Origin of the sequence: Arthrobacter sp. UKPF54-2 (assembly GCF_007858535.1) — a bacterium.
Taxonomy (GTDB): domain Bacteria; phylum Actinomycetota; class Actinomycetes; order Actinomycetales; family Micrococcaceae; genus Arthrobacter.
In genome coordinates this window covers 3,053,210-3,078,716 of the sequence record NZ_CP040174.1, presented here as the reverse complement: position 1 = coordinate 3,078,716, position 25,507 = coordinate 3,053,210, and the positions used below count along the sequence as shown (strand labels likewise).

At 68.8% G+C, this 25,507-nt stretch carries 16 protein-coding genes; 13 read left to right on the top strand and 3 right to left on the bottom strand.

Annotation, left to right across the window (positions count from 1 at the left end; translation table 11 throughout):
* Window positions 1–27 precede the first annotated feature (27 nt).
* Both E7Y32_RS14155 and E7Y32_RS14150 read left to right on the top strand, forming a co-directional pair.
* Window positions 28–1,008, top strand: a complete 981-nt coding sequence (locus E7Y32_RS14155) for a LysR family transcriptional regulator (protein WP_146338722.1) — start codon at window positions 28–30, stop codon at window positions 1,006–1,008.
* Between the two features lie 121 nt (window positions 1,009–1,129).
* Complete coding sequence (locus tag E7Y32_RS14150) at window positions 1,130–1,447, top strand: DUF6457 domain-containing protein (protein WP_146337677.1); 318 nt, start codon at window positions 1,130–1,132, stop codon at window positions 1,445–1,447.
* Window positions 1,448–1,531: 84 nt separating this feature from the next.
* On the opposite strand, the gene E7Y32_RS14145 is transcribed toward E7Y32_RS14150, so the two are convergent.
* Window positions 1,532–3,895, bottom strand: coding sequence for an FdhF/YdeP family oxidoreductase (locus tag E7Y32_RS14145; protein WP_146337676.1), 2,364 nt, complete (start codon window positions 3,893–3,895; stop codon window positions 1,532–1,534).
* 478 nt (window positions 3,896–4,373) lie between these two features.
* Between E7Y32_RS14145 and E7Y32_RS14140 the strand changes: the two genes are divergently transcribed.
* The 3 genes from E7Y32_RS14140 (at window position 4,374) to E7Y32_RS14130 (ending at window position 12,544) form a co-directional block, all read left to right on the top strand.
* Window positions 4,374–9,773 carry a peroxidase family protein gene (locus tag E7Y32_RS14140; protein WP_146337675.1) on the top strand — a complete coding sequence of 1,800 codons (5,400 nt, stop codon included), beginning with the start codon at window positions 4,374–4,376 and terminating at the stop codon, window positions 9,771–9,773.
* A 124-nt stretch (window positions 9,774–9,897) separates the two neighbouring features.
* Window positions 9,898–11,601 (top strand): multicopper oxidase family protein, encoded by a 1,704-nt coding sequence (locus E7Y32_RS14135; protein ID WP_146337674.1) that lies wholly within the window; start codon window positions 9,898–9,900, stop codon window positions 11,599–11,601.
* A 25-nt stretch (window positions 11,602–11,626) separates the two neighbouring features.
* A complete protein-coding gene (locus E7Y32_RS14130; RefSeq protein WP_146337673.1) occupies window positions 11,627–12,544 on the top strand; it encodes a hypothetical protein in 918 nt (305 codons plus the stop codon).
* Window positions 12,545–12,571: 27 nt separating this feature from the next.
* Here the strand turns inward: E7Y32_RS14130 and E7Y32_RS14125 are convergent, their stop codons facing one another.
* A complete protein-coding gene (locus E7Y32_RS14125; protein ID WP_146337672.1) occupies window positions 12,572–14,356 on the bottom strand; it encodes a long-chain-fatty-acid--CoA ligase in 1,785 nt (594 codons plus the stop codon).
* A 211-nt stretch (window positions 14,357–14,567) separates the two neighbouring features.
* Here E7Y32_RS14125 and E7Y32_RS14120 point away from each other — a divergent pair, with 211 nt between their 5' ends.
* From E7Y32_RS14120 to E7Y32_RS14095, 6 genes are all read left to right on the top strand, one after another.
* On the top strand, window positions 14,568–15,950 hold the full coding sequence (locus E7Y32_RS14120; protein ID WP_146337671.1) for an MBL fold metallo-hydrolase RNA specificity domain-containing protein: 1,383 nt from the start codon (window positions 14,568–14,570) through the stop codon (window positions 15,948–15,950).
* Complete coding sequence (locus E7Y32_RS14115; protein ID WP_146337670.1) at window positions 15,947–17,263, top strand: erythromycin esterase family protein; 1,317 nt, start codon at window positions 15,947–15,949, stop codon at window positions 17,261–17,263. The genes E7Y32_RS14120 and E7Y32_RS14115 overlap by 4 nt, the downstream gene beginning before the upstream one ends.
* Before the next feature lie 281 nt (window positions 17,264–17,544).
* Window positions 17,545–18,414 carry a universal stress protein gene (locus E7Y32_RS14110; RefSeq protein WP_146337669.1) on the top strand — a complete coding sequence of 290 codons (870 nt, stop codon included), beginning with the start codon at window positions 17,545–17,547 and terminating at the stop codon, window positions 18,412–18,414.
* 280 nt (window positions 18,415–18,694) lie between these two features.
* Window positions 18,695–19,906, top strand: a complete 1,212-nt coding sequence (locus E7Y32_RS14105; protein ID WP_146337668.1) for an inorganic phosphate transporter — start codon at window positions 18,695–18,697, stop codon at window positions 19,904–19,906.
* Window positions 19,903–20,124, top strand: a complete 222-nt coding sequence (locus E7Y32_RS14100; protein WP_146337667.1) for a hypothetical protein — start codon at window positions 19,903–19,905, stop codon at window positions 20,122–20,124. The genes E7Y32_RS14105 and E7Y32_RS14100 overlap by 4 nt, the downstream gene beginning before the upstream one ends.
* A 67-nt stretch (window positions 20,125–20,191) precedes the next feature.
* A complete protein-coding gene (locus E7Y32_RS14095) occupies window positions 20,192–20,740 on the top strand; it encodes a dihydrofolate reductase family protein (RefSeq protein WP_146337666.1) in 549 nt (182 codons plus the stop codon).
* Window positions 20,741–20,781: 41 nt separating this feature from the next.
* On the opposite strand, the gene E7Y32_RS14090 is transcribed toward E7Y32_RS14095, so the two are convergent.
* The gene (locus E7Y32_RS14090) at window positions 20,782–21,246 is read right to left on the bottom strand and encodes a hotdog fold thioesterase (RefSeq protein WP_146337665.1); all 465 of its coding nucleotides are present in this window, start codon (window positions 21,244–21,246) and stop codon (window positions 20,782–20,784) included.
* Between the two features lie 220 nt (window positions 21,247–21,466).
* On the opposite strand from E7Y32_RS14090, the gene polA reads away from it, so the two are divergent.
* Both polA and E7Y32_RS14080 read left to right on the top strand, forming a co-directional pair.
* Entirely contained in the window at window positions 21,467–24,106 is a 2,640-nt protein-coding gene (polA, locus tag E7Y32_RS14085; protein WP_261382640.1) for a DNA polymerase I, read from the top strand.
* 80 nt (window positions 24,107–24,186) lie between these two features.
* The gene (locus tag E7Y32_RS14080) at window positions 24,187–25,470 is read left to right on the top strand and encodes a GNAT family N-acetyltransferase (RefSeq protein ID WP_146337664.1); all 1,284 of its coding nucleotides are present in this window, start codon (window positions 24,187–24,189) and stop codon (window positions 25,468–25,470) included.
* Window positions 25,471–25,507: the final 37 nt, after the last annotated feature.

Genomic DNA, 25,507 nt, shown 5'->3' with positions numbered 1-25,507 from the left:
TAAGCGAAAGGTTATGAAGCCGTGTCGATGACGTTGAGCCAGCTGCGGACGTTCGCGCTGGTGGCGCGGCTGGGCTCCCTGCACGCCGCGGCCGCGGCCCTGGGCGTCAGTGAACCCGCGGTTTCCGCGGCCCTGGCGGCGCTCCGGCAGGATCTCGGCGATCCCTTGTTTGTGCGGGCCGCGGGCGGGATCTCGCTGACCCCGGGCGGAAGGGCGCTGGCGGACTACGCGCAGGACATCGTCGGGCTCGCGGACCAGGCCCGCTGGGAGGTCGCCAACGCCAAGAACGACGCCGGGCGGCTGAAAATCGCCGCCACCGCACCGTTCGCCGAGCATGCGGCGGGCCGGCTGCTGGACCTGTTCACCAAACGCGTCCCCGGCGCTTCCGTGGACGTGGTCGCCGTGGCTGCGGAGGACCTCGCCGCTCTGCTGCTGGAACGTGCCTATGACATCGCCCTCGGTGCCCGGCCGCTGGCCCCCGCCGGCACCCCGGCCGCGGACCCGGGCCTCGAGTCCGTCCCGTTCCTGCGCTACCAGCGGGTCTTCGTCGCGGCCGCCTCCGACCCGCTGGGCCGGGTGCGCGGCCCGCTGGGTGTGGAGCGGCTGCTCGGCAGGCCGTGGTTCGCCGGCCCCGCGGGCATCCTGGCCAGTTCGGAGGAGGGGCGGTGGCTCGCCGGCCTCGGCGTCGTGCCGGAGATCATCAGGCTCAGCAGCGAGACCGATGCGCTGGCCGCCGTGCGGGCAGGGGAGGGGACCATGCTCGCCGTCGGGCACATCGTCCAGGCCGAGGTGCGCAGCGGTGCCTTGCTCCGCCTGCCCGTCGCCGGCACCCCCGTGCCGGGCCTCTGGTGGGCCAGCACGCTGGACCAGCACCGCACCACCACTATGGCGAAAGCCCTGCAGCGCTTCGTCCGCACCGCCGACGCGACGGCGGCCATGGTCGCCCGCGGCGGTTCGCGCGGGCTGGAGCGGCGCGGTTCGAAGTTCCACGTCGCGCTGTGGAGCTAACGGCACTCGGCCGGGCCGCCGGGGCCGGCGTTGCCTGTGTCGCGTTGCACATTGGCCGGAATCGGTGCTACCCCTTGAGGGACAGCCGATCGACGTTTGTACCGACGAAGAGGAGTAGCACATGACTTTGCCCCGAGATGAAGACAGCTCGCTGCGGCACTGGAGCGCCCGCCTGATCCAGGCCCTGCAGATCCTGGACCTGGAAGTCGACCACGAGAAGATCGTTCAGGTCGCGGACGAGTCACGGAAGGCCGTGGGGCCGCACGCGGATGCCATCAGCGCGTTCATCGTGGGGTATGCCGCGGGCACGGCGTCCACCAACGGGCGCAAGAGCACCCAGGAAGCCGTGCACGCCGCCTCCAACAAGGTCATCGAGCTGTGCGAACACGGGGAATCCGGCGGGCCCGACGAGAAGGGCTGGGCCAAGCGCGCCCAGTAGCCGGACGGAACACCCGCACAGCAGGCAGGCCGCGTCCCCCGGCGGGGACGCGGCCTGCAGTGTTCTGTTCGGCGGTGCAGCGGCCTATGCCGGTGCTGCCGCTTCCGCTCCGGGGGCGGCATGCAGCCGGGCCGGGCTGTCCGGCGTCTGGTCCACGCTCGGTTCGAGCCGGACGATGACGGCCTTCGAGATCGGCGTGTTGCTGCCTTCGGCGGTGTGGTTGAGCGGCACCAGCACGTTGGCCTCCGGGTAGTATGCGGCGGCGCAGCCCGGCGCCGTCGGGTACGAGACGACACGGAACTTGCGCAGCACCCGCTCGACGCCGTCCTGGTACTGGCCGTGAATGTCCACGTAGAGGCCGTCCGAGAGGCCCAGTTCCCTGATGTCGTCCGGGTTCACGAACACCACGTGGCGGCCCTTCTTGATGCCGCGGTAGCGGTCGTTGTGGCCGTAGATGGTGGTGTTGAACTGGTCATGCGAACGCATGCTCTGCAGGATCAGGGTGCCCGCGGGCCGCTCCACGTGTTCGAGCTCGTTGACCGTGAGGACGGCCTTGCCGGTCGGCGTCGGGAACGTGCGCGAGTCGCGGGGGCCGTTGGCGAGGATGAAGCCGCCTTCCTGGCGGATCCTCGTGTTGTAGTCCTCGCAGCCGCCCACCACCCGTGAAATGTGGTCCCGGATCAGGTCGTAGTTCTTCTCATAGCCGTCCCAGTCGGCCTTGATCTTGTCCCCGACGAGGGCCTTGCCGAGGCGGCTGAGGATGGCCGGTTCGGAGAGCAGGTGGTGCGACACGGGCTCCACGCTGCCCCAGGAGGGGTGCACTGCGCAGACGGTGTCCTCCACCGAGACGAACTGCTCCCCGGATTCCTGGATGTCGATCTCGCTCCGGCCCATCGTGGGCAGGATCAGTGCTTCGGCTCCGGTCACCACATGGGAGCGGTTGAGCTTGGTGGAGACCTGGATCGACATTTCGGTCCCGGCCACCGCGGCCTCGGCGGCGTTGGTGTCCGAGATGGCGCCGACGAAGTTGCCGCCCATCGCCATGAACACCTTGATCTCGCCCTCTTGCATCTTGTTGATGGTCTCCACCGCGTCCACACCGTGCTCGCGGGGCGGTTCGAAGCCGAACTCCTCGCCGAGGGCATCCATAAAGGACTGCGGCATCTGCTCCCAGATCCCCATGGTCCGGTCGCCCTGGACGTTGCTGTGCCCGCGGATCGGCGAGGCGCCGGCGCCCGGCTTGCCCATGTTGCCGCGCAGCAGGAGCAGGTTGATGATCTCCTTGATGGTTGCCACGCCCTTCTTCTGCTGCGTGATCCCCATGGCCCAGGTGATGATGACCTTTTCGGCCTTTAGGTACCGGGCCGCCAGCTCATCGATTTCCTCGGACCGCAGTCCGGTCGCTTCCAGCACGGCCTGCTCATCCAGCTGGGCCAGATGCTCTTTCAGTTCCTCGAGACCCTCGCAGTGCTCGGCGAGGAAGGCGTGGTCCAGGACGGTGCCGGGGTTCTTCGCCTCGGCGTCGAGCACGCGCTTGGAGACCGCCTGGAGCAGGGCCATGTCCCCGCCGATGCGGATGTGCAGGAACTGGTCCGCGATGGAGGTGCCGCGGCCGATGATGCCCTTGACCTTCTGCGGGTTCTTGTACCGGTGCAGGCCGGCCTCGGGCAGCGGGTTGACGGCGACAATTTCGCCGCCGTTGTGTTTGCAGTTCTCCAGCTCGGTGAGCATGCGCGGGTGGTTCGTGCCGGGGTTCTGGCCCATGATGATGATCAGGTCCGCGTTGGCGTAGTCGTCGAAGTTGACCGTGGCCTTGCCGATCCCGATCGTCTGCCCCATGGCCCAGCCCGATGACTCGTGGCACATGTTGGAGCAGTCCGGCAGGTTGTTCGTGCCGTAGCCGCGCACCACCAGCTGGTAGAGGAAAGCAGCCTCGTTGGAGGTCCGGCCGCTGGTGTAGAACGCTGCCTCGTCCGGGGAGTCCAGGCCCTTGAGCTTCTCCGTGATGATCCGGATCGCCTCGTCCCAGCCGACCGGCTTGTAGTGGTCCTCGCCGGCCGGCTTGTAGACCGGCTCGGTGAGCCGGCCCTGCATGCCCAGCCAGTAATCGGAGCGGTCCCGCAGTTCACTCACCGAGTGCTCCGCCCAGAACGACGCCGGGATGAGGACCGGGGTTGCCTCCCAGGTCACGGCCTTGGCGCCGTTTTCGCAGAATTCGAACGCCTTCCGGTGATGCGGGTCCGGCCAGGCACAGCTCGGGCAGTCGAAACCGTCCTTCTGATTCATCTTCATGACCGTCTTGCGGGTCCGGTTCAGGCCCATCTGCTCCACGGCAGGGACCATCGAATGGTAGACGCCCGGAACGCCGGCCGCCCAGTGCTTCGGCCCCTTGCCGACCTCCAGGTCCTTTTCGCTGGTCTCTTCGACGCGCGGAGTCTTACGAGTCACGATAACTTCCCTTCTGCAGACGCCGCCGGGTATCCGACGGCCGGCACAACAACACTACGCACCCTACCTTCACGCTTCTCACAGGCCTATCAGCTTGCCCGGAGCGCCGCAAGCAATCGGGCCGATCCTGCCGCGCTGACTGAGTACCCGGCCGCCGCGCTGCCGGCGGCCCCCGGCTGCGGGTGCACGGCCGCCAGCCCCGGCGCGACGGCACGGACAGCGCCCGCCCCAGTAGCCTCACATTTCCCGGCGAGAAGCGGGCACGAAGCACTCTTCCATAACCCCAGTATTCACTAGGTACACCGGCGTCGCGGGGGCCCCGTGGCCCTCAAGATTTTCATAAGAACCGGCTTGCACTCTTGCACCATCACTCACTCCTAGAGGCAGGTGCACAATGAATGTGTTCGCATGCACGAAGGTCGGTGCCCAAAGACGCGTCTTTGGCAAGCCGACCCGGGTCGTGGCGGCAGGGACAGCGATGGCGCTGCTCAGCTTCCTCGGACTCACCACCACGGCGGTCGGCGCCAACGCCGCGCCGACCCCCGTCGGAGCGGGGTTCACCGTCACCACCGCCGACCTGGCATTTATCCTCAAACAAATCAAGATCGCCGAGTACCACGTGGCCAACACGACGTCGGCGACCGGCCCCTGCGGGGCGCTGGTGGGCAACGGGCCCAACCAGGTCCCCAACGCCCTCACCTCGTACGGACTGCGTACGGTCGACGGCTCCTGCAACAACCTCATCAAGGGCCGGGAAACCTACGGCGCCGCCGATGAGGTTTTTCCGCGCCTGACGACGCCGGTGTTCCGCAACGCGGAGAACGTCCCCGCCGGCTTCGGCGCTCCCGGATCGTCGTCCTACAAGCAAAAGTCGGGCAACGTCTTCGACTCGGAACCGCGCGAGATCAGCAACCTGATCGTTGACCAGACCTCCACCAACCCCGCGGCGCTGGCGGCTGCGGGGGCACCGGTCAGGACCCAGGGCAACCCGGGGCTCTTCCCCTGCACCACCGACCCGCAACCGCAAGCGACTCCTCCGGTCGAGGCTGCGCCGCCCGGATGCGTCCCGTCGGGCGACACCCTGTTTATCCCCAACGTGACCACCGACGTCGGCCTTTCCCCGCCGTACAACTCGATGTTCACCCTGTTCGGCCAGTTCTTCGACCACGGCGTGGACCAGACCGTCAAGGGCGGCGGCACGGTGTTCGTGCCGCTCAACGCGGACGATCCGCTGCGGACCGTCGGCCCCGACGGCAAGGCCAATACCGGCGACGAAGTGCCGGCCAGTCAGGCCTTTATGGTGCTGACCCGGGCGCAGAACCAGCCCGGCAAGGACGGCATTCTGGGGACGGATGACGACGTACAGGACGCCGCGAACACGGACTCGCCCTACGTTGACCAGTCCCAGACCTACACCTCGCACCCTTCCCACCAGGTGTTCCTTCGGGAGTACATCAACAACGCCGACGGCAAGCCGGTTTCCACCGGAAAGCTGCTGGGCGGCAAAGCCGGCCCCACAGCCGGCGGCATGGCCACATGGGAGACCGTCAAGTCGCAGGCCGCGATCTTCCTGGGCCTCAAGCTCGAGGACAAGGACGTCACGAACATCCCGATGATCCTGGCGGACCCTTACGGCAAGTTCATCCCGGGGCCGGCCCGCGGGCTGCCGCAGTACATCACCACCACAGGCCTGGTCGAAGGCGACACCGCCGACCCCAAGCCGGTGACGGCTGACGTGCTGCACTTCGACACGCCATTCCTGACCGACATTGCGCACAACGCAGACCCGGGAACGGTGGGTCCCTGCACCACCGCAATCGGTGTCACCCCGCGCGTGCCGGCCGGCTGCCTGAGCCCCGACGCCGACACCGTCCCGTCGGCCGACTTCGCCCACCAGCCCGCCGGCACCTACGACGACGAGATGCTCAACGAGCACTTCTGCGCCGGTGACGGGCGCGTCAACGAGAACATCGGCCTGACCGCCGTCCACCAGGTGTTCCACTCAGAGCACGACCGCCTGGTGGCCGAATTCAAGGACACGCTGAGCAACGACACGTCCGCCACCGGAGTTGCCGCCCTGGCCGAGTGGAAGCTCGCTGCGGGCGCTGACGGCTGGAACGGCGAGCGGCTGTTCCAGGCCGCACGCTTCGTTACGGAGATGGAATACCAGCACATCGTGTTCGAGGACTTCGGACGCAAGGTCCAGCCCGCCATCCAGCCGTTCCACGTCTACCACACGGACCTCGACCCGGCTGTCAGGGCGGAGTTTGCCCACGCGGTCTACCGCTTCGGACACTCCATGCTGACCGACACCATCTCGCGGACGAACGCGGACGGCAGCGACAATTCCATCCCGCTGCTCAAGGGCTTCCTCAACCCGCCGGAGTACATCAACGGCGGATCCGCTGGCTCATTGACCTCGGAAGAGGCCGCCGGAAGCGTCATCATGGGCATGAGCGACCAGGTTGGCAACGAACTGGACGAGTTTGTGACGAAGACCCTCCGCAGCAACCTGCTGGGGCTCCCGCTCGACCTGGCCGCGATCAATATGGCCCGGGCCAGGTCCGAGGGTGTTCCCCCGCTGAACGTGCTCCGTGCCGAGATCCACAACGCCACCGGCGACGGCCAGTTGACCCCCTACACCAGCTGGGCGGACTTCGGGCAGAACCTCAAGCACCCGGAATCGTTGATCAACTTCGTCGCGGCCTACGGAACGTACCCGACCATCACCAACGAAACCACGCTGGCCGGCAAGCGGGCAGCCGCCAAGGCCATCGTTGATCCGGGCACGCTCGCGACGCCTCCCACGGCTGACATGACGAACTTCATGAACAGTGCCGGCCCGTGGGCGACGCAGGAGACCGGCCTGAACAATGTTGATCTCTGGGTCGGCGGCCTGGCCGAGAAGACGAACCTCTTCGGCGGGCTCCTCGGCAGCACCTTTAACTACGTGTTCGAGAACCAGATGACCGATCTCCAGAACGGCGACCGGTTCTATTACCTGGCGCGGACCCCGGGCATGAACCTCCGCGCCCAGCTGGAAGGCAACTCGTTCGCGGAGCTGATGATGCGCAACACCAACGCGCACACGCTCAAGGCCGACGCCTTCGGCACCGCCGACTGCAAGTTCCAGCTGGGCAACCTGGCCGGCACCGCGGACGGCTACACCCAGTTCGGACCGACTGTCGCCAACGACACCGCGTCCGAATGCCCCGAGGACCTGCTGCTCCTGCGGAAGCCCGACGGCACTATCCAGTACAAGGAAAAGAACGCAGTCGACCCGAGCGGCATCAACGGCCAGTCGGTGTACAACGGCACGTCCGGCGATGACCGCGTTGCCGGCGGCAACGACAACGACACGTTCCTCGGCAACGAGGGCAACGACGTCATTGAAGGCAACGGCGGCGACGACATCGCCCTCGGCGGCACCGGCGACGACAGGATTACCGATCTGGCCGGCGCCGACGTCCTCAAGGGCGGCCCGGGCAACGATTACATCAACAGCGGAATCGGCGACGACATCATCATGGGCGGCGACGGCAACGACTTCACCAACGGCGGCGCCAACGACAACGAAACGTTCGCCGGCGAAGGCAGTGACTTCGTGCAGTCCGGTGACGGCGCGGACACGACCTTCGGCGACGGCGGCGACGACTGGATCCAGGGCGGGTCCGGCCAGGACCTGCTGATCGGTGATCACGGTGCCCCGTTCTTCGACGATCCGGCCCAGACGAAGCCCGGCAACGACATCTTCGTCGGCCAGGTCGGTGAGAACGATTACGACGCCGAGGGCGGCGACGACATCATGACGAGCAACTCGGCAGTGGACCGCTACGCGGGGGCCGCCGGATTCGACTGGGCCACCCACCAGTACGACACGGTGGCCGCGGACGACGACATGAAGATCAACAACAACCTGGCCGGCCTGCCGCTGCCCGTCGTGGTCAACCGCGACCGCTGGCAGGAAGTCGAAGCCAACTCCGGTTCGAAGTTCGACGACGTGATCCGGGGCGACGACGCAGTGCCCAGCACCGTAGGCGGTGCCGGCTTTAGCGGCTGCGACGTACTCGACCAGACAGGCATCGACCGGATCGCCGGACTCGGCGCCATCCTCCCCGCTCCGAGCACCCCGCTCGGCCCGGTGGCGGCACTGTCCCCGATGGGCGTCTGCCCGCTGACCGGCCCGGTCTGGGGCGACGGCAACATCCTCATCGGCGGCCTCGGCAGCGACAAGCTCGAGGGCCGCGGCGGCAACGACGTGATCGACGGCGACCGGTACCTCAAGATCCGGATCAGCGTCCGCAACGACGCCGGCGAGGAGATCGGCACCACCGACCTGATGGAACGCCAGTACCAGACCGGCAACCCGCTGACGCTGGCGGCCGCCGTTGCCTCCGGTGTCGTCAAGCCGGGCAACCTGGTGGCGGTCCGGGAGATCATCACCCCGACGGCCCTCGAGACCGCGGGCAACCGGGACGTGGCGGTGTTCTCCGACGTACGGGCCAACTACACGGTCACCACGACCGGCGGCGACGGCACCCTGGGCTCGCCCGGGTCCGTCACCACGGTTGTCCACAACGGTGCGGGCATCGATGGCACGGACACGCTCCGCAACATCGAGTTCCTGCAGTTCTCCGACACCGTTGCGGTGAACGCACCGGGGATCGGCACCGCCACTGCAGGCGATGCCCGGGCCACCGTCAACTGGACGGCCCCCACGGCCGGCCTGGCGGACCGCTTTTCGGTGAAGGTGCTGGACGTCACGACGGACCCCGCAGGTGTCCAAGTGGGAGCGCTGCGTAACGCGCCCGCCGGGGACCGGAGCCTTGTGGTGACCGGCCTGACCAACGGATCCACCTACCGGTTCCAGGTGCAGGCCTCCAACGCCCTCGGCGACAGCCCGTTCTCGGCGTCCTCCAACGCGGTGACGCCGACGGCCGCACCGGTGGCGACCGCGCCGGGAGCCCCGACGATCGGCACCGCAACCGCCGGCAACGGCTCGGCCACGCTGACCTGGACCGCTCCCGCCTCCGACGGCGGCTCGGCGATCACCGGGTACTCCGTGCGGGTCTTCGCCGGAACGGTTCTGGCCCGCACCCAGGCCGTGACCGGCAACATCGGCTCCGCGGTCATCACCGGACTCACCAACGGGACTGCGTACACGTTCGACGTGGCCGCAATCAACACGGCGGGCACCGGTGCGGCCTCGGCACGGTCGGCGGCGGTCACACCGACAGCCGGCGACACCGTGGCCCCGACCCTCACGGCCCGCACACCGGCCGTGGACGGCCGTTCGGTGAGCACGACGGCGAATCTGTCGGCGACGTTCAGCGAACCGGTCACCGGGGTCACCGGCAGCAACTTCGTGCTGCGGCGCGGGGCGACGGTCGTCACCGCCGTCGTGAGCTACAACGCCGCAACCCGGGTCGCTACCTTGAACCCGAGCGTCACGCTGCGCACCGACCAGGTGTACACGGTCACCGTTGCCGGGGTACGGGACTTGGCGGGCAACACCATGGCAGCCACGTCCTGGTCGTTCACCACGGGTCCGGCGCCGGTGATCACCGCTACGTCTCCCGCCTCGGGAGCGACGGCGGTGGGCCGGAACAGCAACGTGACGGCCACCTTCAGCGAGGCCATCACCGGGTTCTCGACCACCACGGTCCGGATCACCCGGGTCTCCACCGGGGCGCAGGTCACCGCGACGGTCGGTTTCAACACCCTTAACAATGTGTTGACACTCAACCCGTCCGTCACCCTCGCGTCCAACACGCAGTACCGGGTCACCATCACCGGCAGCACCACAGGGGTCCGGGATCTCGCCGGCAACCCCCTGGTCACCCGGTCGTGGACGTTCACGACCGGCACCGGGCTGTAGTAGCACCCGGAGGATGAGACCGCCGGCTGGCGGGTTCCCAGCGACCCGCCAGCCGGCTTCTCCCCGTTCCCGGCACTCCTGCCTCCATCACAGTTCCAGCCTGATTCCCCACCTTGGAGGGGCCATGACCACACGACGAGAAATCCTCAAGTTCGGCGCCGTCGGCGCGTTCGGACTGGCCGGCATGAAAGGCGGCAGCGACGACAATACGCCGCCGACCTCCACGCTGCCCCCGCCGCCGACCTCCAGCCTGCTGGCACCGCAGAACATGCCCGTCCCGTACGCAGGCGTGTTCCGCAGGCCGCCGGAGCTGCTGCCCTTCGAGACGGGCTTCGACGACGGGGACCCGGCCCGCCCCTACGCCCGTTACGCCCTGACGCAGAAGCTTGGCCAGGCCCAGTTTGTACCCGGCTTGTCCACCACCGTGGCGGGTTACAACGGCATCTTTCCGGGCCCCACGATCCGCGCCACCCAGGGCACCCGGGTTGAGGTGCGGATGCGCAACGCCCTTCCCGCGACCGGCCTGCTGACGCCCGACGGCTTCAACACCGTCACCCACCTGCATGGATCCGCGTCGCTGCCGCAGTACGACGGCTACGCCAACGACTTCACCGTCCCCGGCAACGTCAAAAACTACAAGTACCCCAACTGGCAGACCGCACGCACCCTCTGGTACCACGACCACAAGCACCACATCACGGCCCAAAACGTCTATTCGGGCCTCGCCGGGTTCTACCCGCTGTCCGACCAGTACGAGCGCGCGCAGCTGCCGCAGGGCGAATTCGACGTCCCGCTGATGATCTCCGACGCGATGTTCAACGCCGACGGCTCGCTTGCGTACAACGACAACGCCCACAAGGGGCTCTGGGGGGACATCATCATGGTCAACGGCGTCCCGTGGCCCACCATGGAAGTGAAGCCGAAGATCTACCGGTTCCGGGTCCTGATCGCCTCGATTTCGCGCTCCTACCGCCCGGCGCTCTCCACTGGCGAACCGGTCTACCTGGTCGGCACCGACGCCGGAATGGTGCCCAAGGTGCAGGCGCTGAAGTCGTGGCGGCAGGGCACGGCCGAGCGCTATGAAATCCTGATCGACTTCCGCCGCTACCGGACCGGGCAGACGATCGAGCTGCTAAATCTGGGTAACAAGAACAACGTCAACTTCGCCAACACCGGCAAGATCATGCGCTTCAAGGTGGTGGCCGATTCCGGGTCCGGGACGGGGTCCATTTCCGCGATCCCCACGACACTCCAAGACGGCGGGGCGCCCAACGCGTCCCGGGGCGGCATCGCCACGATGACGCTGACCCCGGAGATGGCCGTGGCGAAACGCAACCTCCAACTGCTCCGGGCCAACGGCGAGTGGACCATCAACGGGGTGACCTGGACCGACGTCGAAAAGTCGGGCTTCTCCAAACTATTCGGCAACCCGCAACCCTTCGACGTCGAGCAATGGACCATCACCAACGCCTCCGGCGGCTGGTTCCACCCGCTGCACATCCACCTGGTCGACGCCAAGGTCATCGCCCGGAACACCAACGGCGGCAAGCCCTTCCTGTGGGAGACCGGGCCGAAGGATGTCTTCTACGCGGGCGAGAACGAGTCCATCACTGCCCTGATGCAGTTCGACGTCGGGGCCGCACAGGGTGGGCGGTACATGATCCACTGCCACAACCTGGTGCACGAGGACCACGACATGATGGTGCAGTTCTCCGTGGGGGACTGGCGCACCAACGACCCCGTCAGCACGGACCCGCCGGTCCGGGACACCAGTCCGGCCGACTCGTTCCCGCCGGTCTACCGGCCCGGCTTCCCCCCGGGGACCTGAGATGGGCCGCCCGGGGACGGCAGCCGTGGCCTCCCTGCTGCTCCTCGCCCTGACCGGGTGCACCGGGGGGCCGCCGGAAGCCCCGCCGGCGGCGGCGCCCGCCGGGACGCAGGCCGCTGCCGCCGCCGAACCGACGCTGACGACGCCGTCCGGCCAGCCCGCGGACCTCGAAACGGGAACGGATGCCGGCAACGGCCGGCCCCACAGCAGCCACGACGGGCTGATGGTGCGACGCCGGACCGTCCTCGCCGTCCATCCCGCCGCCGGGACCGACGTGGCGGCCCTGCGGGACCGGCTGGGCCGGGCCGCGGAGGCGGCCGGGATCGAGCTGTCCGAGATCTCGCCGATGGTGTTGGAGGCTCCGGTGCTGGACCACCTGGTCCCGGAGCTGATCGCGGCGCTCCCGCCGGGCCGCACTCGCGAGGAGGGCGAGCAATTGGCCGAACGCGCGTTCGGCAGGGACAGCGCCGCTGCCGGGGTGGAACACGTGCACGTGGCGTCGGTGCTGGTCCACGACCTCCGGTTCACCGTCGCGTCGGCCGACCCCGCGGCGCTCGCGGCCGCGATTGAGGCCGAAGGGATCCTGTCGGACGCCCTGGGCAGCTATGAGGAAGCGCTCGACGCCGGTACCCTCTCGATCGGCTACACCGGGCCGCTGCTCAGCGACGAGCTCGTTGAGTCCGTCCGCAACGGCATGGCGCGCGGCGCCGGCGGACAGCCGGCCGACGTCGAACTGGCTCCCCGCTCCACCGCCGGGGAGGGCGTGGACTTGTCGAACGAGCCCGCGCCGGCTGCCACCGCGCCCGATGACTCGGGCCACGGCACGCCCGCGCCCGATGACTCGGGCCACGGCACGCCCGGGGCCGATGACTCGGGCCGCGGCACGCCCGGGTCCGATGACTCGGGCCACGGCACGCCCGGGTCCGACGACTCCGGTCACTAGCGCGGCGCGGCCGGCCGGAAGGGGCACCTACCGGCCGGCCGCCAGCATGTCCTGAATCTTCCGGCGCAGGACCTTCCCGATCAGCGAGCGGGGCAGCTCATCCAGAACCACCACGCGCCTCGGCACCTTGTAGGCCGCCAGCTGTCCGCGCGCGAATGCCTGCAGGGCGCCGACGTCGACGGTGGCCCCCGCGGCCGGAACGACCGCGGCCACCACGTCCTCGCCGCCGCCGGGCCGGGGGAGTCCGACCACCGAGACCTCCGCGACACCCGGGAATTCGGCGAGCACGTCCTCCACCTCGGTCGGGGAGATGTTGAAGCCGCCGCTGATGATGAGTTCCTTGATCCGGTCCCGGATCGTGACGAAGAAGTCGTTGTCCACCGAAACGATGTCGCCGGTGCGGAACCAGCCGCCCTCCAGCAGCGCCTCCTCGGTCTCCTGCGGCCGGTTCCAGTAGCCGGCGAACACCTGCGGGCCGCGGATCAGCAGCTCGCCGGGTTCGCCCGGGCCCCTATCGATCAGGACGTTCTGCGGGTCCACTACACGGATGTCGGTCAGCGGGAACGGCACCCCCACCGTGCCGGGCTTGCGGCTCGGCCCGAACGGGTTGCCCACCGAGATGGGGGAGGTCTCGGTCAGCCCGTAGCCCTCAATCAGGTAGCCGCCGGTCGCCTTCTCCCAGGTGTCCACCGTCGCAGCCGGCAGGTTCATGGCCCCGGAAATGGAGTAGCGGATGCCCTTGAGGCTGACGCCCTGCCGGGCCGCCGCGGCCGCGAGCCGGTCGTAGATCGGCGGCACCGCCGGCAGGAAGGTCGCCGGGGACTTCCGGTGCGCCTTCAGGACCAGGTCGACGTCGAACTTGGGGAACAGCACCAGCCGCGCGCCGGTGCTCAAGGCAAAGGTCATGCACAGGGTCAGCCCATATGCGTGGAACATGGGCAGCACCGCGTACACGGTCTCGCGCCCGTCCTTGAGACCCGGCACCCAAGCCCGGCCCTGGGCGGCGTTGGCCTGCAAATTCGCGTGTGTGAGCATGGCGCCCTTGGGCGTTCCGGTGGTGCCGGACGTGTACTGCAGCACGGCCAGGTCCTCCGGTGCGGGCCGCGGGTGCCGCTTCTTCAGTTCGCCCGCGTCAAGGAGGTCGCGCCACGGCAGGACCTGGCGCCGGACGCCGCCGGCCAGGCCGCGGGCGGAGGTGCCGGCGGCTGGTTTGCCGGCAGACTGTTTGCCGGCAGACAGGGCGGCCCGCGCCCTGCGCGCTGCCGGCAGCGGCAGCCGCAGCGCGAGCCGTTTGGCCAGCGGCATCGCCGGGATCAGTTCGACCGAGACGACGCTCCGCAGCCCGACGTCGGCGGGCAGCTGCAGCACCCGGTCCACCGCTTTGTCCCAGACGATCGCGACGGCGGCGCCGTGGTCCTCGAACTGGTGCCGCAGTTCACGGTCCGTGAAGAGCGGGTTGTGCTCGACCACCACGGCGCCGAGGCGCAGCGCGGCGTGGAAGGCGACCACGTGCTGCGGGCAGTTCGGCAGGACCAGGGCGACCCGGTCGCCGGCTTTCACGCCGAGCTTCTTCAGCCCGGCGGCCGCCCGGTTGATTTGCGTGCCCAGTTCCCGGTAGCTGGTGGTGGCGCCGAAGAACTCCAAGGCAGTCTTGGCGCCAAAGCGCCGGACGGAGGAATCCATCAGGTCAACGAGCGAACCCTTGGGCAGCTTGAGGTTGGCCGGAACTCCCGGGCTGTAGTGCTTGGTCCACGGCCGGTCCGCCCAGGGGAGGCCGGGTAGCGGGGCGCCGCGGGTGGGTTTCTTGTCCATGCTCAGTCCTTGCCATTGGGATTGGCGGTGTCCGGCTCGCGCCCCGCCCTCACGCCGGCCCAAACAGCCTGCCCAAAAAGCCTACCGGTGCGGGCGCCGCCGGCCTGCATGCCCGGGTGCCCGGCCCCGGCCGCGACCGTGACTTTCGGCCCTACGGGAGGGACCGGTTTGCGCGGAAGGTGGGTTTGACGGACTCGGGAACGGAAGCACCATGAAACACGAGCAGCCGACCCTCCGGTTCTTCGGTGCCACCGACACTGTGACCGGTTCCCGCTACATGCTCGAAGCCGGCGGACGCCGGGTACTGGTCGACTGCGGGCTGTTCCAGGGCTATAAACGCAGCCGCGAGCGCAACCGCATGCCCTTCCCCGTTCCGCCGCGTTCGATCGACGCCGTCGTCCTCACCCATGCCCACCTGGACCACACCGGCTACGTCCCGGCGCTGGTGCGGGACGGCTTCACCGGTCCGGTGATCGCCACCGACGGCACCACGGACCTGTGCAAGCTGATCCTGCCGGACAGCGGCTACCTGCAAGAGGAGGAGGCCCGCTACGCGACCCACCGCGGGTCCTCCCGGCACAGCCCCGCGCTGCCGCTGTACACCGCCGCGGACGCCGTGAAATCGCTCAACAGCTTCCAGGTCCGCGACTTCGACGACCCGCTGGACCTTGGCGGAGGGATGGAGCTGACCTTCGTCCCGGCCGGACACATCCTGGGCGCGGCGCAGGTCCATGTCCGGATCGGCTCCCAGACGGTGCACTTCACCGGCGACCTCGGCCGCGCGGACGACCCGTTGATGTTCCCGCCCCGGCCCCTCGGCGCCGTCGACGTCCTCGTCACCGAGTCCACCTACGGGGACCGGCAGCATTCCAGCCGGGATCCCGAGCAGCAGCTCGGGGAGATCATCACGCGGGTCGCCAACCGCGGGGGCGTGGTGATGTTCGCCGCGTTCGCCGTCGGACGGGCCGAAACGCTCATGCTGTACCTCTCCCGGCTCCGCCGCAAGAACGCGATCCCGGACATCCCGGTGTATCTGAACAGCCCGATGGCGATCGACGCGTCCGGCATGTACCAGCGGCACCCCGAGGAGCACCGGCTCAAGAAGGACGAATACGAGCACATGTACAGCATCGCCAAGCTCACCCGTAGCATGGACGAATCCAAGCTGCTGAACTTGCGCGGGGGGCCGATGGTCATCATCTCCGCCAGCGGCATGCTCACCGGCGGCAGGATCCTGCACCACATCGCCGCGTACGGGCCTGACCCCAAGAACGCCATCATCCTCAGCGGCTACCAGGCCGGCGGCACCCGCGGCGCCACGCTGGCCGCGGGGGAGCGGGAGCTGCGGATTTACGGGGAGGACGTGAGGATCAGGGCCGAAGTCATCCAGATGGACAACCTCTCCGCCCACGCCGACGCGGATGGATTGATCGGCTGGATGAAGGCGGCGCCCCAAGCGCCGCGGATGACCTACATCACCCACGGCGAGCCGGAAGCGGCCGACGCGCTCCGGGTGCGGATCAAACGCGAGCTGGGCTGGCGGGCCCGGGTCCCGGAACACCTGGAACGGATCGACGTCGGGGACCCGCGGTGAACCCGGGCCCCGTCACCAAGACCGCCGTGCTCGGTGAAATCCACTCCCTCGCACGGCAGCTCCGCAGCGACCGCGACCTGGACGGGCTCCTCCGGCGCGCCGCGGACTGCCGCTTCACGGCGATCGGGGAAGCCTCGCACGGCACCCACGAGTTCTACACCTGGCGGGCCACCCTCAGCCGCCGGCTGATCGAGGAACAGGGCTACACCTGGATCGGCGTGGAAGGGGACTGGCCCGACTGCTGGCGGATCAACCAGTGGGTCCGCGGGCTCAGCGGCCAGGACCAAGGGGTCCATGCGCTCCTCGCCGGATTCCAGCGCTGGCCCACCTGGATGTGGGCCAATGAGGAAGTGGCCGGGTTCCTGGACTGGCTGCGCGGCTGGAATTCCCGCCGGCCCGCGGCGGAACGGGTCGGCTTCTACGGCCTTGACGTCTACTCGCTCTGGGACTCGCTGCGCGAGATCATCGGCTGGCTCCAGGAGCACCTGCCCGACGCCGTCCCCGCCGCCATGCGCGCCTGGCAGTGCTTCCTGCCGCACCATGAGGACCCGCACCAGTACGCCTGGAGCACCCGGCTGGTTCCAAACTCCTGCGAAGCCGACGTCGTGGCCCTGCTCAGCGAGGTCCGGAGCCGGGTGTTCAGCCCGGGAGATCACGACGAGGAGGCCTTCGACGCCGTCCAGAACGCCGAAGTGGCGGCCAACGCCGAGCACTACTACCGGATCATGGTCCGCGGCGACCGGCAGTCCTGGAACATCCGGGACCACCACATGGCCGACACCATCGACCGGCTGGGACACCACCTAGGCACGGGGTCCAAGGGCATCATCTGGGAGCACAACACCCACATCGGGGACGCCCGCGGCACCGACATGGCGCAGGACGGGCTGGTCAACGTCGGCCAGCTGCTGCGGGAACGGCACGCCTCCGAAGGGGTCCTGCTGGTGGGCTTCGCCTCCCACCGCGGCACCGTGATCGCCGCGGATGCCTGGGGGACGCCGGAGCGGATCCTGCCTGTCCCCGCCGCCAGGCCCGGCAGCCATGAGGACTTCCTGCACGAGGCCCTCGGCGTGCCCGCCGTGCTGGAATTCGGCGACGACCGGACCGGGCCCTGGCTCTCGAGCTGGCTGGGACACCGGGCCATCGGCGTCGTCTACCACCCTGAGCGGGAACAGGGGAACTACGTCCCGACCCGGATGGGCGAGCGTTACGACGCACTGATCTGGCTGGAACAGACGGCGGCGCTGCGCCCGGTGCACCACGAAGGGCCGGCCCTCGAGCCGGAATTCGAGACCGAACCTACCGGTTTCTAGCACCGCCTTCTAGCACCGCCGGGCCGGTTCCGGTTCCCTCGGGTCACCCCCGTGCGCTGCCGCTGCCTGTGCGGGGCTTAAGGCCCTAACCGGGTCCCGGGGGCCGGGGCACACTGAAGTGTCGGCAGCGCCTCGGCGCGGCCGGCGAGTCATGCCAAACAGTAGCGGCCGCCTGCAGCGGTCCCGCCGCGGTCTCAGCAGTGGTCACAGAATGGTGCGCTGCCGCGACCACTGCCGGGCCCCCACACGTGTTCGCGCCATGGAAAAGAGCAGGATTCAGCATGAGCAAACCAATCGTCGTCGGCGTCAACGGCTCAGCGGGCAGTGAGGCAGCGCTGTCGTGGGCGCTGAAGCGTGCTGCCGCGCAAAAGCTCCCGGTCCTGTGCGTCCACGCCGTGGACGACCGCTGGATGTCACCGGACTTCCAGTACCACGAGCTCATCCGCGAATCCGGGATGGAGCTCCTGGAGAAAGCCAAAGCCAGTGCAAAAAGCCAGGCCCCGGACGTCGACGTGGATGTCCAGCTCCGGCACGGGAGCCCCGGCTCGGGCCTGCGGGAAGCGTCAAAAGAGGCCACTATGGTGGTCGTTGGCGCGCACGACAAACACTGGATGGACGGCGGACCGCTGACGGACCGCGCCCTCCAGATCGTGACCGCCTCGGACAGTCCGGTGGCCGTTATCCCCAGCACCCCCGGCACCGGCAGCCACGGCGTGGTGGTCGGCGTGGACGGATCGGAGGAGTCGCTCCAGGCGGTCGCGTTCGCCGCCGCCGAGGCCGACCGCGGGGGAGACGAACTGACCGTGGTACTGGCCTTCCGCAGCCCGGCCCGCTGGGTCGAACACCAGCTGCCCGAGAGCGGGCTCGCCGAGACGATCGTCGAAGAGGACCGGATCGTCCTCGCCGAATCAGTGGCCGGCCTCGGCGAAAAGTACCCCGACCTGGTGGTCCACCAGCGCCTCGAAACCGACACCGAACCGGCGAAAGCGCTCACCGACCTGGCGCGGGACGCACGGCTGCTGGTGGTCGGCAGCCGCGGCCGCGGCGGGTTCTCCCGGTTGGTGCTCGGTTCCACCGCCCACGCCGTGCTGCTAAACGTGACGAGCCCCACCGTCGTGACCCGGGTGCACAAGGTCAAGCACGAGGGCTGAGCCGGCCACTGGAGCGACACGACGGCCCCTTTCGCGGAGGGGGTCTGACCGCTGCCCGGCCCGGTCCGGCACGCGGCCGCCCGCCTGACCCGCCGCCGGGGCCGGCGGCGGCACATGATGTTTTGCCCAGCCCCCATTGGCACGTACGATCTATTGGGTTTCAGGACAGCTTTGGTGAACCGCGCAAGGGATTCCGGCTTAAGAGCAGATGAACAGTGACCATCTGGGCCGCCACGGGGAATGGAACTGCTGACCGTCGACTCTGCAGATTGGGCAACAGGTGGAAATCACCGTAATGGTGGCGCTAGTCATAACGCTGGCGCTGTTCTTTGACTTCACAAACGGGTTTCACGACACGGCGAACGCGATGGCCACGCCCATCGCGACCGGTGCGATCAAGCCCAGGACCGCCGTCGCCCTCGCGGCCGTGCTGAACCTCGTGGGCGCGTTCCTCTCTACCGAAGTGGCGAAGACCGTGTCCGGCGGCATCATCCGGGAAGGCTCCGACGGCATCCAGATCACCCCGGACATCATCTTCGCGGGCCTGACGGGCGCGATCCTCTGGAACATGATCACCTGGCTGAAGGGCCTGCCCTCCAGCTCCTCACACGCGCTGTTCGGCGGCCTGATCGGCGCAGCCATCGCCGGCATCGGCCTGCACTCGGTGAACTTCAACTCGGTGCTCCAAAAGGTCCTCCTGCCGGCCGTCTTCGCCCCCGTGATCGCCGCGGCCGTGGCCTACGTCTGCACCCGGCTCGCCTATGCGCTCACCTCCCGGCACGACCCCGAAACGGGCAGCAAGCTCACGCAGAAACGCGGAGGGTTTCGCACCGGGCAGATCTTCACCTCAAGCCTGGTGGCCCTCGCGCACGGCACCAACGACGCGCAGAAGACCATGGGCATCATCACCCTGGTCCTGATTTCGGCCGGCAGCCAGGCCCCCGGCACCGGCCCGCAGTTCTGGGTCATCGCCGCATGTGCCCTCGCCATCGCGGTCGGCACCTACTCCGGCGGCTGGCGGATCATCCGGACTATGGGCTCGGGGCTGACCGACGTGAAGCCGGCCCAGGGCTTCGCCGCCGAGACCAGCACCGCCGCCGCCATCCTGGCCTCTTCCCACCTGGGCTTCGCCCTGTCCACCACCCACGTCGCCTCGGGATCGGTCATCGGTTCGGGGATGGGCCGGCGCGGCACCTCCGTGCGCTGGGCCACGGCCCGGAAGATCGTCGTCGGCTGGCTCTTTACCCTCCCGGCCGCGGGCATCGTCGGCGCCCTGACCGCGATGCTGGTGCACACCGGGACCGTCGGCTTTGTCATCGCCGCCGTCGCGGGCACGGCCGCCGTGCTGTACATGTTTGTGGCCTCCCGGAAATCCCACGTCGGCCACCACAACGCCGTCGAGGTTGAAGAGGCCGGCCAGGCCATCCGGTTCGCCAAGAAGAAGGCCGCGGCGGTCAGCCGCGCCAACAACGCCAAGGATGGCCAGAAATGAAATGGCTCGAACTCTTCCTCGTCGCGGGGGCAACCCTCGTCGCCGCGGTGACCGTCGTCGTCCTCTACGCCCTGGGCGTCCGGCTCACCGCCATTGCCGGTGACGTGCGGACCAACCAGCCCGGCTGGGTCCGGCCGCTCTCCTACGTCTGCTTCGGCCTCTGCGGCGTAGCGGTGCTCTTCGGGCTGTACCTGATCATCCCGTACTTCAGCAAGTAGGCCCCCGGCCGCGGAGGCGGCCGCGGGCGCTCTGGGAAAGGGCTCCGCGAGTGGCTACGCTGGGTCCATGCCGACCTTCCAGTACTTCGTAGCGGCCTCGCTGGACGGCTTCATCGCCACCGCTGACGACAACCTTGACTGGCTCCTGGAGTTCGACGGGTTTGCCGGCGGCATGGAGAGCTACGAGGCCTTTATGGCCGACGTCGGCGCGATCGCGATGGGCGGCGAAACCTACGCGTGGCTCCGCAGGCACGAGGCCGGCACCTGGCCGTACCCCGGAACCCCGTGCTGGGTGTTCACGCACCACGAACTGTGGGCCCCGCAGGGCGCCGATGTCACCTTTGTCCGCGGACCGGTGAGCGAATTCGCGGAAGACCTGAAGGCGGCGGCCAAGGGCCGGAACGTCTGGGTGGTGGGCGGGGGAGTCCTTGCCGCCCAGTTCGCCGACGCGGGCCTGCTGGAGGAGCTGATCGTCTCGATCATTCCGGTGGTGCTGGGCAGCGGGAAGCCGCTGCTGCCGCTGGCCCGCCCGACGGCGCCGCTGGAGCTGCGTGCCTCGCGGACCATGGGCCGCGGCATCGTCGAACTCCGCTACCGCGTCCCCGGCGGCGCCTGAACCCCGGGGCGGCCGGCGCTCCGGGCCGGCTTGGCCGCGGGTTACCCGTCGATGTCGCGGAGCAGGTTTGTGATCCGCGCGGTGGAAAGCCGGCGGCCCTGTTCGTCGGTCATGACAATTTCGTGCGTGGCCAGGGTGCGGCCCAGGTGGATGGCGGTGCAGGTGCCCGTCACGGTCCCGGCGGAGACGGCGCGGTGGTGCGTGGCGCTGACGTCGATCCCCAGCGCCTGCCGGCCCGGGCCGGCGTGCATACCTGCGGCGAAGGACCCCAGCGTTTCGGCGAGCACCACGTGCGCGCCGCCGTGCAGGATCCCGGCCACCTGCGTGTTGCCCTCCACCGGCATGGTGGCCACCGTGCGCTCCGGGCTCAGCTCCACAAAGTGGATGCCCATCTTCACCACAAGGGCACCGACGCCCATCCGGCCCAGCCAGTCGTGCAGTTCCGCGGGAACCCCGGCGGCCTCCAGTTCGGCGGCGAACGGGGCGGGCGTGAAATTGTCGATCATGGGAACTAGGCTGGCACCTGTGAGCGAAACTACCAAACCGGCCCTTTCCGCGTCCGCAGTGGACACCCTTCAGCCAGCCGCACCGGCGGCGGAGACGCCCGCCAGGAAGGCCCCGGCCAAGGCGGCCGGCCACAGCCTCGCCGACCACCCCTCGGCCACCGAAGCCCCCGTCATCCCGATCACGGACCAGCCCCGGCTCCTGGTGCTCGACGGCCACTCCATGGCGTTCCGGGCGTTCTTCGCGCTGCCCGCGGACAAGTTCTCCACCGCCACCGGCCAGCACACCAACGCCGTGCACGGCTTCACCTCCATGCTGATCAACCTGATCAAGGAACAGAAGCCCACCCACGTGGCCGTGGCCTTCGACGTCTCCGACGACACCACGCACCGCAAGGCCGAGTACGACGGCTACAAAGGCGGCCGCAACGAGACCCCCCGGGAAATGAGCGGCCAGATCGACCTGATCGACAAGGTCATGGGCGCGTGGGGCATCAAGACCATCAAGATGCCCGGTTTTGAAGCCGACGACATTCTCGCCACCCTGGCCGCCATGGGGGAAAAGGCCGGCTACGAGGTGCTCCTGGTCTCCGGTGACCGCGACGCCTTCCAGCTCATCACCGACAACGTGTTCGTCCTGTACCCGCGCAAGGGCGTCAGCGACATTCCCCGGATGGACGCGGAGGCCATCCAGGAGAAGTACTTCGTCAGCCCCGCCCAGTACTCGGACCTCGCCGCCCTGGTGGGCGAAACGGCGGACAACCTCCCTGGCGTCCCCGGCGTCGGCCCCAAAACCGCGGCCAAGTGGATTAACCTCTACGGAGGCCTCGAAGGAGTCCTCGAGAACATCGACGCGATCGGCGGCAAGGTCGGCGACGCCCTCCGCGAGAACGTCGACGCCGTCAAGCGCAACCGCAAGCTCAACCGGCTGCACACCGACCTCGAACTGCCCGTCACGCTGGAGGACCTCGCGGATCCCCGGCCCGACCAGGCCGCCCTCGAGGACCTGTTCGACACCCTCGAGTTCAAGACCATCCGGACCCGGCTCTTTGCCCTGTACGGCAGTGAAATCACCGAAGCGGAGCGCGAAAGCCTCGACACCCCGGACTTCGTCACCCCCGCGGACGCCGGGGAGCTGGCCGCCTTCCTCGCGGCCGGCGCCGGCAAGCGGTCCGCCCTCGCCGTCGACCTGGTGCCCGGCCGGATCGGCGAGGACGCCGCCGCCCTGGCGATCGTCCGCGACGACGCCGCGGCCTACATCGACCTGGCCGGCCAGGACGCCGCCGCCGAGAACGTGCTCGCCGCCTGGCTGGCCGACGCCGGAGCAGCCAAAGTGATGCACGGGTTCAAGGCCGCCCTGAAGGCACTGACCGCCCGCGGCCTGGAGCTGGAAGGCGTCGTGGACGACACCTCCATCTCCGGCTACCTGATCCAGCCCGACCGCCGCAGCTACGAGCTCGCGGAGCTGGCCCAGCACCACCTCAACATCTCCGTGTCCAGCGAGGCCGCCAAGGCCGGCCAGCTGGAGCTGGCGTTCGACGGCGACGACGACGCCGCCGCAGGTGCGCTGGTCCACGAGGCCGCCGTCGTCCGGGCCCTGAGCCACTACTTCGAGTCGGAACTCACGGAGCGGAAGGCCCAGGACCTGCTGACCACCCTGGAGCTGCCGGTCAGCCGCGTCCTGGCCAACATGGAACTCGCGGGCATCGCCATCGACATGACCCGCATGGATGAGCAGCTCTCGGACCTCGCGAAGGTGATCGAGAACGCCCAGGAGCTGGCGTTCGCGGCCATCGGGCACGAGGTCAACCTTGGCTCGCCGAAGCAGCTCCAGACCGTGCTGTTCGACGAGCTCGGCCTGCCCAAGACGAAGAAGATCAAGTCCGGTTACACCACCGACGCGGCCTCGCTCAAGAACCTGCTGGAGAAGACCGGGCACGAGTTCCTGGTCCAGCTGATGGCGCACCGCGAGTCCTCGAAGCTGCGCCAGATGCTGGAGTCGCTGAAGAAATCCGTCACCGAGGACGGGCGCATCCACACCACCTACGCCCAGAACGTCGCGGCGACGGGCCGGATCTCCTCCAACAACCCGAACCTGCAGAACATCCCCATCCGCAGCGAGGAAGGCCGCCGCGTCCGGGGCATCTTTGTGGTCAGCGAGGGCTACGAATGCCTCCTCTCCGCGGACTACTCGCAGATCGAAATGCGCATCATGGCGCACCTCTCCGGCGACGCCGGCCTGATCCAGGCCTACAAGGACGGCGAGGACCTGCACCGCTTCGTGGGCTCCAACATCTTCCACGTGCCCACCGACCAGGTGACCAGTGCCATGCGCTCCAAGGTCAAGGCGATGTCCTACGGCCTCGCGTACGGCCTGACCTCCTTCGGGCTGTCCAAGCAGCTGGAAATTTCCGTGGACGAGGCGCGGACCCTGATGAAGGACTACTTCGACCGCTTCGGCGCCGTCCGCGACTACCTCCGCGGCGTTGTGGACCAGGCCCGGATCGACGGCTACACCGCCACCATCGAGGGCCGGCGCCGTTACCTGCCGGACCTGACCAGCACCGACCGCCAGCTGCGCGAGAACGCGGAGCGGATTGCGCTGAACTCGCCGATCCAGGGCTCGGCGGCGGACATCATCAAACGGGCCATGCTCGGTGTCTCCGGCGCGCTGGCCGAGCAGGGCCTGAAATCCCGTATGCTGCTGCAGGTCCATGATGAACTGGTCCTCGAAGTCGCCGAGGGCGAACGGGAGGCCGTCGAGAAGCTGGTCACGGAACAGATGGGCGCCGCGGCGCAGTTGTCGGTTCCGCTCGAAGTGCAGATCGGCGTCGGCACCAGCTGGTACGAGGCCGGGCACTAGGCGCGAAGCCCGTCCCGGTTCCGGCCGGACGGCCTTCATGGATTCTTTCAAAGTTGCAGGAATTTCCCGGGGGGAAGCACGTGGCAGAGCAGTACGAAATCCGGCGGTTCACACCGGCCGCCAAGTACGATCCGGCGTACCCGGAGTCCGTCGCCTGGATGCGGGCCGTCGCGTTCGGCTTCCATGACGCCCGCCGCAGCGACGAGCGGGTGGACCGCGGCATCGAGATGCAGCGGGCCGACGGGCGGGTGATGATCGGCGCCTACCAGCGGGGCCCGGTCGCCGAGCGTTCCCTCGGCGCCGACATTCCGGTCGCGACGTTCGGCACGATGAACAAAACACTGAACATCGGCTTCGGGCGGCTCCTGGACACCCGGCTGGTCACCGCCGTCACCGTGCGGACCTCGCACCGGCGCCGCGGTCTGCTGCGCCGCATGATGGCCGAGGACCTGGCGCAGGCCCGGCAGGAGGGCCTGGCGATGGCGGCCCTCACCGCCTCGGAGGCCTCCATCTACGGCCGCTTCGGCTATGGCGTCGCGACGTCGGAACAGTCGATCAAGGTCGACACGAGCGCCCGCTTCGCTGTGAACCACACGCCGGTCGGCAGCGTCGAGGTGGCAGATCCCAAGGTCCTGCTCGAGCTGGCCCCGGTCATCTTCGACCGCCTGCACCGCCTGGTCCCGGGCTCCATTGACCGGCACGAGTTCTACCGGCAGTTCGTCTCAGGTTCCGTCAGCCGGGACGACGGCGAGGACCCCAAGGTCAAGGTCGCGCTGCACTACGGCCCCGACGGCGACGTGGACGGCTACGTCTCCTACAAGTTCGGCGGCTGGTCCAGTACCCCGTACACGATGGAGGTCCTCGACCTGGTGGCCGCCACCCGGGCCGCCTACCTGGAACTGTGGCAGTACCTCGGCGCCATCGACCTCGTCGAGCGCGTCACCTGGGAGGAGGCGCCGGTTGACGACCCGCTCAAGTGGGCCCTCCGTGATCCGCGCTGCATCGACGCCTCCGAAGCCAGGGACATGCTCTGGCTCCGGATCCTGGACGTGCGGAAGGCCCTGGCGGCACGCCATTATCCGGCGGACGGCAGGCTCGTGCTGGACGTGGCCGATCCGCTCGGTCTGACCGCCGGAACCTTCGCCGTGGACGTGAGCGGGGGCGCCGCCGTCGTCTCGGAAACCTCGGACGCCGCGGACCTTGAACTGGACGTCGCGGCCCTGTCCTCGCTCTACCTCGGCGGCGTGCACCCCGTCACGCTGGCCGACTCGGGGCGGATCCGCGAGCATACCCCGGGCGCGGGGTTCCTCGCCGCCCGGATGTTCGCCGTCGAGCGCGCGCCGCACTGCCTGACCCACTTCTAAGCCGCCATCACCGGCCGCTGTCATCACCACAAAGGAA